We start from the raw sequence: 12,177 nt of genomic DNA, 5'->3' as shown, positions 1-12,177 counted from the left end.
CATGGACACCGTCGCGATCGGCGCGCTGGTCGGCGACGGCCCGGCCGAGTGGGACCTGACCGGCCGCATCCCCGTCGAGCTGCTGCGCAAGCTCGGCTCGGCGGGGGTGCTGTGCGCCGAGGCGCCGGTCCGGTTCGGCGGGCCCGGCCTGCCCGCCCTGGTCAACGGCGAGCTGACCGCGTACGTGGGTTCGCTCTGCAGCTCGCTACGCAGCATCATGACGGTGCAGGGCATCGCCGCGGCCGCCGTCCAGCGGTTCGGCGACCGCGAGCAGCGCCGCCGCTACCTGGCCGAGCTGACCAGCGGCCGGCTCGCCTGCGTGGCATTCAGCGAGCCCGGCGCCGGTTCCGACCTCAACGGCATGGCCACCCGCATCCGCCCGGCCGGCGATGGCACCGGTGACTTCCTGGTCACCGGCGAAAAGATGTGGATCACCGGGGCGGCGTACGCCGACGTCGTGCTGACCCTCGGCCGCTACGGCGACGGGGAGGACGGCGGGGCCGCGATGGTGCCCGCCGATGCCCCCGGTGTCACGATCGAGCCCGTCGCGGCCCCGCTCGGATGCCGCGCGGCCACCCACTGCCGGGTCGTGTTCGACAACGTACGCATCCCGGCCGACGCCCTGCTCGGCGGCGGACGCCAGGCGCTGTCGCTGTTGTTCACCGTCGCTCTCTCGTACGGGCGGCTCTCGGTGGCCTGGGGCAGCCTCGGCATCCTGCGCGCCTGCCTGACCGCCGCCACGGCCGACGCCCGCACCCGCGAACAGGGCGGCGGCCCCATCGCCGGGCACCAGCTCGTGGCCCGGCACCTCGCCGAGCTCTACACCTCCGAGCGCATCGCCACCCAGGTCTGCCGGCACGCCGCCGAGCAATGGGACCGCGGCGCCTCCGACGCGGCCGTCACCGCGGTGCTGGCCAAGCAGGTCGCCGCCACCCACGCGACCCGCGGCGCCTCCACCGCCGTGCAGGTGCTGGCCTCGCGCGGCTTCACCGATGGCCATGTGGTCGCCCGCGCCTACCGCGACGCCAAGGCCATGGAACTCATCGAGGGCAGCACCGAGATCTCCCAGCTGATCCTGGCCCAGCACGCCCTCGACACCCTCTGAGACCCAAGGAGACACCCGTGTCCACCCTCGTCAAATGCCTGATCTGGGACCTCGACAACACCCTGTGGCAGGGCACCCTCCTGGAGGACCCCGAGGTCGCGCTGTCCGACGAGATCCGCCGCACCATCGTCGAGCTCGACGCCCGCGGCATCCTGCAGGCGGTGGCCAGCAAGAACGACCACGACCACGCCTGGCAGCGGCTCGAGGCGCTCGGCATCGCCGAATACTTCGTGCTCCCGCAGATCGGCTGGCACGCCAAGTCCCAGTCGGTAAAGGCGATCGCCGACGAGCTCAGCTTCGCCCTCACCGCCGTCGCGTTCATCGACGATCAGCCGGCCGAACGGGCCGAGGTCGCCTACCACCACCCCGAGGTGCGCTGCTACGACGCCACCGAGGCGGCCGCGCTGATCGGCCGGGCCGAGTTCAGCCCCGAGGTCGTCACGGTGGACGCGGCGAACCGCCGCAGCATGTACCAGGCGGGCTTCCGGCGTACGGCCGAACGCGAGGGTTTCACCGGCGCCGACGAGGAGTTCCTGCGCTCGCTCGACCTCGTCATGGCCATCAAGCGCGCAAATCAGGCCGACCTGTCCCGCGTCGAGGAACTGACCCTGCGGACGAGCCAGATGAACGCCACCGGCGTGCACTACTCCGACGACGAACTGCGGGCCCTGATCGCCGACCCCGAGCACGAGGTCCTCACGGTCACGCTCACCGACCGGTTCGGCCCGCACGGCGCCGTCGGCGTGCTGCTGCTCGGCTATCACGACAAGGTCTGGCACCTCAAGCTGCTGGCCACCTCGTGCCGCGTGGTCTCCTTCGGCGCGGGCTCGGTCCTGCTCAACTGGCTGATCAGCGAGGCCGCCACGGCCGGCGTGCACCTGGCGGCCGACTTCCGGCGCACCGACCGCAACCGCATGATGGAGATCGCGTACCGGTTCGCCGGCTTCACCGACGACGACTGCGACTGCCTGGGCGAGCTGCCCACGGCCGGCGGCATCGAGTTCCGGCACCTGAACGCCGACCAGCGCCCCGGGCCGACCACGATGACCGTCACGGCCCCCGCGCTGGGTCGTGCCGGGTGACCACGGAACCTCTGGCCATCGTGGGCATGGCCTGCCGCTACCCGGGCGGGATCGACTCACCCGACGACCTGTGGCAGGCCCTCACCGACCGCCGTACGGTAGCCGGCCCGTTCCCGGCCGACCGCGGCTGGAACCTCGACGCCCTGCGCTGCGCCACCGACCGCGGCGGGTTCCTCGGCACGGCAACACAATTCGACGCCGCCTTCTTCGGCATCCCGCCGCGCGAGGCCGACGCCATGGACCCGCAACAGCGCCTCGCCCTGGAAGTCGGCTGGCAGGCCCTCGAACACGCCCGCCTCGACCCGCACTCGCTGCAGGGCTCGCGCACCGGTGTCTTCCTGGGGGCCGAGGCCCGCCCGTACGGCCCGCCGCTGCACGAGGCCTCCGCCGACCTGGCCGGCCTGCTGTTCACCGGCACCGCCCCCAGCGTCATCAGCGGCCGCCTGGCCTACACCCTCGGCCTGCGCGGCCCCGTGCTGACCGTCGACACCTCGGCCTCCAGCTCCCTCGTCGCGCTGCACCTGGCCGTCGAGTCGCTGCGCGCCGGTCAATGCGACCTGGCCCTGGCCGGCGGCGTCACCGTGATGACCACACCCGCCTACCACGTCGCCTTCAGCGCCCTCGGCGGCCTGGCCCCCGACGCCCGCTGCAAGCCCTTCTCCGCCGACGCCGATGGGGTGGCCTGGTCCGAAGGGGCCGGCGTGCTCGTCGTCGAACGCCTCGACCGCGCCCGGCGCCTGGGCCACCGGGTGCTGGCCGTGATCCGCGGCTCCGCCGTCAACTCGGACGGCGCCAGCCACAGCCTGACCGCCCCCAGCGAGGACGCCCAGCGCGACGTCATCCGGGCCGCCCTCACCGACGCCGCCCTCCGCCCCGCCGACATCGACGCGGTCGAGGCCCACGGCACCGGCACCCGCCTGGGCGATCGCATCGAGGCGGGCGCTCTGCTGGCCACCTACGGCCGTTCCCGCCCCGCCGGCCGCCCCCTGCTGGTCGGCTCGGTCAAGTCGAACCTGGGCCACACCCTGGCCGCCGCCGGCGTCGCCGGTGTCATTAAGACCGTCCTGGCCCTCACCCACCGCCGGCTGCCCGCTTCCCTGCACATCACCACGCCAACTCCCGCCGTCGACTGGCCCGAAGGCGCGGTGCACTTACTGACCGAGCCGGCCCCTTGGCCCGACACCACCCATCCGCCCCGCGCGGCCGTCTCCGGTTTCGGCATAGGCGGCACCAACGCCCACCTGATCCTCGAAGCCGCCCCCGTCGTCGACCCCGCTACCACCGACACCGGTGTCATCCCGGCGGTTGTTCCCGGCCACGCCGATGCCCGCGAGCCATCGACCGCCGACACCGATGTCACCGCCGTGATTCCCCCTGGATACTTCGACGCGCATTGTCCTGATCCGGTCGACACCGGTGACATGGCCGGCGCAGCGTCGACAGACGGCAACACCCTCACGTACGGCCCAATGCCCCTTCCTTCTTCCGCACGTACACCGTCGGCCCTCGTCGCGCAGGCCGTCCGTCTGCGGGACCACCTTGAGTCTCGCCCGCAATTCACCGACCACGAGATCGCTTGGTCGTTGACGACGACGCGGGCGGCCCTCGAACACCGAGCCGTCGTGTTCGGACGGGACGGCCTGGCCGATCTGGCCGCCGCACGCCCGTCCGCTGCCGTTGTCACCGGTGACGTGCACTCAGATGGCCGCACGGTGTTTGTCTTCCCGGGCCAGGGCAGCCAGTGGATCGGCATGGGCCGCGATCTCATGTCACCGGTGTTCCAAGCTCGGCTGGCCGAGTGCGCCGAAGCGTTGGGGCCCTACGTGGATTGGGAGCTCGACGACGTCCTGGCCGGCCGGCACGGTTTCGAGGCGGCCGATGTCGTGCAGCCCGCCCTCTGGGCCGTCATGGTGTCGTTGGCCGCGGTGTGGGAGGCGGCCGGTGTCATCCCGGACGCGGTCGTAGGCCACTCGCAGGGCGAGATCGCCGCCGCCACAGTCGCCGGCATCCTCACGCTGCAAGACGCCGCGAAGGTGATCGCGCTACGCAGCAAGGCCCTGCGCGCGTTGGCCGGCCGTGGCGGGATGCTCTCGATAGCCGAGCCCGCCGACACGGTGAGAGCACGCCTCAACGCCAAGCTGTCGATCACGGACCCCGACGGCGGGGGAGCGCGCCTGAACCTCGAGCTTTCGCCCGCCGATGCCGACGTCGAGTCACAGCGCCTGAACTCCGAGCGTTCGGCCGTCGAATCTGACGGCGGGGGAGTACGCCTCAACGCAAAGCTCTCAATCGCCGCGATCAACGGTCCGGACTCGACCGTTGTCTCCGGTGACATGGACGCCTTGCGGGCGCTGGCTGACTCTCTCGGCGAAGCGGTTCGCCATCGGATGATCCCGGTGGACTATGCCTCGCACAGCGCCCACGTCGACGAGTTGCGCGACGAGATTCGGACCGTTCTGGACGGGGTTCGGCCGCGGCAAGCCCGGATCCCGATGGTGTCATCGATGTCAGGGGAGTGGCTGACCGGGCCGGAGCTGAGCGCGGACTACTGGTTCGCCAGTCTGCGCGAGACCGTGGAGTTCGATCGGGCGGTCCGTGTCACCGGTGACGCCCTGTTCATCGAGGTTTCGCCGCACCCGATCCTGACGCCCGTGATCGCCGCGGCCTCGGTCGGCACCCTGAGGCGTGACAACGGTGACATCGGTCGTCTGCTGAACGCTTTCGCCGAGGCCTACGTCCGAGGGGCTTCCGTCGACTGGACAAGGGTCCTGCCGCCCGCCCGCACCGTCGATCTGCCTACCTACGCTTTCCAGCGAACCCACCACTGGCTGATCGATAGCGACGCTACCCGTTCCCCGCGCACACCGGCTGTCCCACGCCAGCGCGCCAACACGCACCAAGAGCCCGGCGACGCGCAGCAGCGGCAGCAACCCGCCAGCCCGCAGCCCGAGCGCGTCAGCCCACAGCAGCCGGTCAACGCGCTGCGGCCAGCCAACGCGCAGCAGCAACACGCTGCGGTCCCGGCTACCGAGCGGGGCGTCCTCGACCTCATCCGGGCTCACGCCGCGGCCGTTCTCGGTCACAGCGACGCCGCCGGCATCCACCCCACCCGCACGTTCAAGGTGCAGGGCTTCGGCTCGGTGCTGGCCGTAGAGCTGCGCAACCGCCTCACCGTGGCCACGGGATTCGACCTGCCGTCCGGCGCGGTCTACGACTACCCGTCGCCCAAAGAGTTGGCGTCCTACCTTCACACCGCCCTGCACCCCGACCCGCTGCCCGCGTCTCTCGACCAGCTTGAGCTGCTCTGCAAGCAGACCACCGACCCGGCCACCCGGGCCCGCACCACCGCCCGCCTGGAGTCGCTGCTCAAAGAGCTGACCGGGCCGGGCAAGGAACCGGCCGAAGAAGCCACCACCGACGAAGAACTGTTCGCCCTCATCGACGCCGAGCTCGGCCTCGAACGCGATCGCTGAAACGGAGAGCCATGACTGTCTCGACCGACCCCGACCTGTGGCTGCGCTGCTACCGCAAGGTCGAAGCGCCCCTCGTACGGCTGGTCTGCTTCCCCCACGCGGGCGGAACAGCGCCGTTCTACCGCCCGGTCCCGTACGCCCTGACCGACCGCGACCGCGTCGAAGTTCTCGCCGTGCAATATCCCGGCCGCCAGGACCGCCGCAAGGAGCAGCCCATCGCCGACCTCAACGTGCTGGCCGAGCACATCTTCCAGGTTCTGTCCCGCCGCCCGGGCCCGCCGCTGGTGCTGTTCGGGCACAGCATGGGCGCCGTGGTGGCCTTCGAGGTGGCCCGCCGCCTCGAGCGGGCCGGGCAGCCCGCCGCGCGGCTCATCGTCTCGGGCCGGCGTGGTCCCGCGATCGGTCAGGACGAGGCCCGCAACCTGCACGGCATGACCGACCAGAAGATCATGGACGAGATCCGCAACCTGGACGGCTCGGCCTCGGTCGTGCTCAGCGACCCCGACCTGATGGCGGCGGCCATGCCGTCGCTGCGGGCCGACTACCGGGCGATCGAGACCTACCGGGTCGGCGCCGAGGCCGTCGTCGCGTGCCCGGTCACCTCGCTCACCGGCGACAACGACCCCAAGACGACCGTGGCCGAGGCGGGGGACTGGCAGGCCCACACGGCCGGCCCCTTCGACCTGCACGTCTTCCCCGGCGGTCACTTCTTCCTGGTCGAGCAGATGCCCGGCGTGATCAGCATTCTGGACCGCCACCTGGCCGCGGTCTGCCTGGAACCGGTCGGCGAATAGTGGTCCGCCGCCGGGTTCTGGGGTTACTCAGCCCGGCCGACCGGCGATAGTTTCGCCTGGTCAGCGCCCGAATGCCGACGGTGATTCCGGCATCGGAACGAGCTCAAGAGCGGACCGGGCTCACCAGCGAACCGAATTGAGCAGGAGACGAATATGTGCGGAATCGTCGGATGGGTGTCCTATCAGCGTGACCTCCGCGGCGAGCGGGCCACGCTGGACGCCATGACCGAGACCATGGCCTGCCGCGGCCCGGACGACCACGGCACCTGGCTCGGCCAGCATGCCGCCCTCGGCCACCGCCGTCTGTCCATCATCGACCTCGAGGGCGGACGCCAGCCGATGAGCGTCAACCCGAGCGGCGCGCCCGACGGCGAGGTCGCGATGGTCTACTCGGGTGAGGCATACAACTTCACCGAGCTGCGCAAGGAGCTGTACGGCCGGGGTCACCGCTTCGAGACCGAGTCCGACACCGAGGTCGTGCTGCGCGGCTACGTCGAGTGGGGCGAGGCGGTGGCCGATCGGCTCAACGGCATGTACGCCTTCGCCATCTGGGACGCCCGCGAGCGCAAACTCGTGATGATCCGCGACCGGATGGGCATCAAGCCGTTCTTCTACTACCCAACGCCGGACGGTGTGCTGTTCGGTTCGGAGCCCAAGGCGATCCTGGCCAACCCGCTGGCCGAGCGCACCGTCACGCTGGACGGGCTGCGCGACCTGTTCGGGTTCGTCAAGACCCCCGGTCAGGCCCTGTGGGACGGCATGCACGAGGTCAAGCCGGGCACGGTCGTGACGGTCGGCACCAACGGCGTGCGCGAGAAGGTCTATTGGAGCCTGCAGACCCGCGCGCACGACGACTCGCAGGAATCGACGATCTCCACCGTACGGGAAATTCTCGATGACACCGTACGCCGTCAGCTTGTGGCCGATGTGCCGCGTTGTGTCCTGCTCTCCGGTGGTCTCGACTCTTCGGCGATGACTGCGCTGGCCGCCGAGCAGCTGGCCGCGAACGATGAGACCGTACGCAGCTTCGCCGTCGACTTCGTCGGTCGCACCGAGACGTTCGTGCCGGACGACCAGCGCGACGCCGCCGACGCCCCGTTCGTGCACGACGTGGCCAAGCTGTCCAGAACCGACCACCAGGACATCGTGCTCTCCTCGGCCGATCTGGCCGACCCCGACATCCGGGCCGCCGTCGTGCGGGCCCGTGACACCCCGGCCGGCTTCGGCGACGTCGACACCTCGCTCTACTTGCTGTTCAAGGCGATCCGGCAGCACTCCACAGTGGCCCTGTCGGGCGAGTCGGCCGACGAGGTGTTCGGCGGCTACAAATGGTTCTTCGACCCGATGCTGCCGTACATCCCGACGTTCCCGTGGCTGCTGCAGTTCATCCCGAAGAGCGACGCCGACAAGCCGATGCCGATCCTGCAGCAGTCGGTGACCGAGGCGATGGACCTGCCCAACTACCTCGGCGACCGCTACGCCAGCGCGATCGGTGGCGTCGAACGGCTCGACACCGACAGCGACGAAGACTTCCTGATGCGGAAGGTCAGCTACCTGCACCTGACGCAGTACCTGCAGATCCTGCTCGACCGCAAGGACCGGCTGTCGATGGCGGTCGGCCTCGAGGTGCGGGTGCCGTTCGCCGACCACCGCCTGGTCGACTACGTCTACAACACGCCGTGGGCGATGAAGACGTACGACGGCCGCGAGAAGTCGCTGCTGCGCGGCGCCACCCGTGACCTGCTGCCCGCCTCGGTCGTCGAGCGCACCAAGTCGCCGTATCCGTCCACTCAGGACCCGCAATACGCGGCGGCGCTGCAGAAGCACTGCCGGGAGCTGCTGGCCAACCCGTCGCACCAGGTGTTCGACCTGATCGACGCCGATGTCCTGCGCGGCGCCGTGGCAATCGACACCCCGCAGGTCAGCGAGGCGTCGCGGCGCGGCATGGAACGCGCCCTCGACATCGCCGTCTGGATGGACATCTACCACCCCACCGTCAAGGTTTCGTGACGTGACCACAACCGAGCTGCGATCCGCCGGCGCGCGCACCTTCCGCCGGCGGATCACGCCCCTGGAGTGGTGGTTCCTCGGGCATCCGCGCGGGTTGAGCCCGACCTTCGGCGTGGTCGTCGAGGGCGAGGGCACGCTCGACCCCGACCGGCTGACCGAGGCCATCGCCATGGCGTCCGAGGCGTGCCCGGGCGTACGGGTCATTCGCCGTGGCCAGGAGTGGGTCGACAGCGAGAAGCCCCCGCCCGTCGAGGTCGTCGCGGCCGGCCCCGACGTTGACCTCACGACCATCCCCGAACTGCAGGAATGCCTGATCGGACCGGGTGTGCCGCTGGTCCGGGTCGTGCTGGTCCGGCGCGGCGACAGCGACCGGCCGGCCCTGGCGTTCCGGGCCAACCATGCCGTGATGGACGCGAACGGCCTGCTCACCTGGGTGCGGGACGTGTTCCGGGCGCTGCGCGACGAGCCGGTGGCCGGTGCGCCGGACGCGATCGCCGACCGGGACGTCTACGAGCAGTTTCCCGGCCGCACCGACAGCCCGTCACCGCAGCCCGGCAAGTCCCCGATCATGGGTGCGTGCGAGCCGACCGTGCAGCCGCGAGTCGTCACGGCGCGCCGCGCGTTGCAGGGCCGCTATCCCGGGGTGACCGCCCGGCTGGCCACGATGCTGGCCGAGGTCGTGGCCGAGCAGGGCGGCGGTCGCGAGGCCACCTTTTATGTTCCGGTCGACTTGCGCCACTACCGGCCGGAGGTGCGCAGCACGGCCAATCTTTCGCTCGGCATGCCGCTGCGGGTGTCGGCCGGCGAGGACTGGACCGACGTCCACGCGCGGCTGTTGCAGGCGGTCAACGACGGCGTCCCGGTCAACCACGTCGTTCCCGACCTGACGCTTTCGGCGCCGCTGCCGACGATCGGGTCGATGCTGCGCGAGACCAACCGGCAGGCCCGCGCCAAGGAACGCTATCCGGCCCACGCGACCATTTCGCACGCCGGCCGGGTCGACCTCGGCGATCTCGTGGCCCCCGGTTTCCTCCCGCGCACGGCCTTCATTCTGGAGCGTCCGCTGCCTGGCGAGGCGCCGGTCATCAACCTGCTCGAACTCGACTGGCACACCGAGGTCACGGTCTCCTGGTGGGACGGCGAGGTCACGCAGACCCGCCTCGATTCGCTGCTGGCTCGCGTGGCCGACCGTCTCGAGACCAGGACCACTTCCTTCCCGTACGCCGGGAAGCCGCCCGCCGACGGGCATCAGGCGCCCGATGTGGTCAGCCGTTTCCTGCAGCGTGTGGCCGAGACGCCGGACGCGCTCGCGCTCGACGGCGGTGAGGACGGCCGGTTGACGTACGGGGAAATGGAACGTCGCACCGCCGCGGTCGCGCTGGCCCTGCGGAAACAAGGAGTGGGCGCGGAAACCGTGGTCGGCGTGCTCGGCGACCGTTCCCTCGCCTCCACGATCGCCGTGTGGGGTGTGCTGCGCGCCGGCGCCGCCTATCTGCCGATCGACGCCCGCAACCCCGACGGCCGGATCGCCGGGCTGCTGACCGACGCCGGCGCCCCGGTCTGCCTGGTGCAGCGCCCGTACGACACCCGCGGGTGGCTGCCCGACGGCTGCGTGAAGCTCGTGGTCGACGACATCGCGCCGCTCTCCGGTGACGACCCGCCGCTGCCCGCCCCTGACATCCGCGACGACCAGCTCGCGTTCCTCATCTACACGTCCGGCTCGACCGGCCGTCCCAAGGGCGCCGAGATCCCGCACGGCGCGCTGCGGGTGTGGGCCGACTGGAACATCCGCGACTTCGGTTTCGACGCCGGCACCCGCATCCCGATGCTGGCTTCGCTCGGCTTCGACGTCGCCGCCAACGCGCTGTTCCTGCCGCTGCTGGCCGGTGGAACCGCGGTGCTGCGCCCGGCCGAGATCAGCCATTCGATGCTGCGCGAGCTGCTGCTCGAATCCGGCGCCAACACGCTGCTGATGACCCCCTCGCACCTGGCCCTGATCAACCATCTGGGGCTGCGGCCGCAGGGTTTCCGCACGGTGGTGACGATGGGCGAGCCGCTGTCACCGGCGGTCGCACGCGAGGCCCAGCGCGTTTTCGGACCCGACTGCCAGGTCATCAACTCGTACGGTCCCACCGAGACCACGGTCATCATGACGTGGCACCCGTTCGACGCCGCCACCGACTCGGACTCCGCCCTGGTGCAGCTCGGCCTGCCCACCACCGGCACCAGCGTGTTCGTCGTCGACGACCACGGCCGCTTCACCGAGGACGGCCAGACCGGCGAGGTGTGGATCGCCGGCCCGCAACTGGCCCGCGGCTACCGCGGCCGCCCGGATTTGACCCGCCGAGCCTTCGTCCGCCTGGCCGACGGCACCCGCGTCTACCGCTCCGGCGACCTGGCCCGCCGCCATCCCGGCAACGTGCTCGAGTTCGTCTCCCGAGCCGACGACCAGGTCAAAATCCTCGGCCACCGCGTCGAGCCGGCCGAAACCGCCCACGTCTTGAGGAGCCACCCCGCCGTGGCCGAGGCAGTGGTGCTGCCCCGCCCTTCCGGCGACCACAAGGCCCTGGCCGCGTACGTGGTACGAACCCCCGACGCCGACCTGACCACAACCGACCTGATCGCCCACGCCGCCGCACTCCTCCCCGCCTACCTGGTGCCCGCAGCCACAGTCTTCGTAGACGCCATCCCCCACACGATGAACGGCAAGGTCGACGCCCGCCACCTCCCCAACCCGTTCGACACCGTGCCGGCCCTGGCCGCTTCCGCCGCAGACCGCGACGCCACAGCCACCGCAGTAGCCGAAATCTGGTCAGACCTCCTAGGCATAGACCCAGACCGAATCGACGAGGACACAGACTTCCAGCAGTTGGGAGGCAACTCTCTAAAGCTGCTGACAATGCTGGCCACAGTCGCCGACCGCATAGTAGGAAACCCAGCCCGCCCCCACTTCGACAAATCCCTGCCAGCCATAGTCCGAAACCCGACGTTGCGCCAGGTAACCACCGCAGTAGAGGCAGCCCTAAGATAAAAGGCGAAGAAAAGACGAAGAATCGGTCTTAAATTTCTCACCGTAACCACAGAATGATGAGTTGCACAAACCCGCCGGAAAGCAACGGCATCGAGTGTCACCGCAACCACCCACAGACAATTACCACCCATTCCATAAAACGTCAAGAGCGCAACCCGCCAAACACTCGCCCAGACACAACGCAGCCCGCGACCTCAGCAGAACCGGGGACCGCTGCTCGCGAGCGCGTGGTGTCAGCGCCGAGGCCGAGGTTGGCGGCGGCGGCCTTGCGCCCGGCACCCCGGCGCGCGGAGGTCGTAGTCGGCGCCGCCTCAGCCGGGTCGGCGGCCGATGCCGTTGCTCGCGGCTGTGGCCTGCGGAGTCGGCCGCGCTGCCCGCCCGGGCCCGGTTCTGTCGCGTGCGGTCGCCGGCACCCGGGCCGGCGCTCGCGCGCGTTGCCTGCGGCGTCGCGGTGCGCAAAAGCCATGGTCGGCGACGGCTCGCCGAGATTGGCGGGCGCTGGCGTTCCCGCCGGTCGTAGCCTGCGGAGTCGCGGTCGCTGACGCCTGGGCAAAGCCGGCAGGCGCTGCCGTTAAGTGCGGCGTCGCGGCGCGCGGAGGTCGTGGTCGCTGACGGCCGGACAGCACCGGCGGGTGGTGCCGCTGCATGGTGAGTCGCCACCCTCGGCTTCATGACTGCCGGG

The 12,177-nt window shown here is 70.6% G+C and carries 5 protein-coding genes and 1 pseudogene; all 6 read left to right on the top strand.

Features of this window, described 5'->3' with window-relative positions:
- The first annotated feature begins 1 nt into the window (after position 1).
- The 6 genes and pseudogenes from ACZ3I4_RS46190 (at position 2) to ACZ3I4_RS46165 (ending at position 11,495) form a co-directional block, all read left to right on the top strand.
- A complete protein-coding gene (locus ACZ3I4_RS46190; protein ID WP_465388536.1) occupies positions 2-1,105 on the top strand; it encodes an acyl-CoA dehydrogenase family protein in 1,104 nt (367 codons plus the stop codon).
- Positions 1,106-1,122: 17 nt separating this feature from the next.
- Complete coding sequence (locus ACZ3I4_RS46185) at positions 1,123-2,187, top strand: HAD-IIIC family phosphatase (RefSeq protein WP_465388535.1); 1,065 nt, start codon at positions 1,123-1,125, stop codon at positions 2,185-2,187.
- Positions 2,184-5,660 (top strand): annotated as a pseudogene (locus ACZ3I4_RS46180) (type I polyketide synthase); the annotation flags it as partial. The gene ACZ3I4_RS46185 and the pseudogene ACZ3I4_RS46180, both read left to right, overlap by 4 nt.
- 11 nt (positions 5,661-5,671) lie before the next feature.
- Complete coding sequence (locus ACZ3I4_RS46175) at positions 5,672-6,454, top strand: thioesterase II family protein (RefSeq protein ID WP_465388534.1); 783 nt, start codon at positions 5,672-5,674, stop codon at positions 6,452-6,454.
- 153 nt (positions 6,455-6,607) lie between these two features.
- The gene (gene asnB, locus ACZ3I4_RS46170) at positions 6,608-8,464 is read left to right on the top strand and encodes an asparagine synthase (glutamine-hydrolyzing) (protein ID WP_465388533.1); all 1,857 of its coding nucleotides are present in this window, start codon (positions 6,608-6,610) and stop codon (positions 8,462-8,464) included.
- Position 8,465: 1 nt separating this feature from the next.
- Positions 8,466-11,495 (top strand): amino acid adenylation domain-containing protein, encoded by a 3,030-nt coding sequence (locus ACZ3I4_RS46165; RefSeq protein WP_465388532.1) that lies wholly within the window; start codon positions 8,466-8,468, stop codon positions 11,493-11,495.
- Positions 11,496-12,177: the final 682 nt, after the last annotated feature.

The sequence above is a fragment of the Actinoplanes sp. NPDC021490 genome (assembly GCF_055562135.1).
Note: the sequence above shows the minus strand (reverse complement) of the source record. Positions and strands in the feature narration are given on the sequence as shown.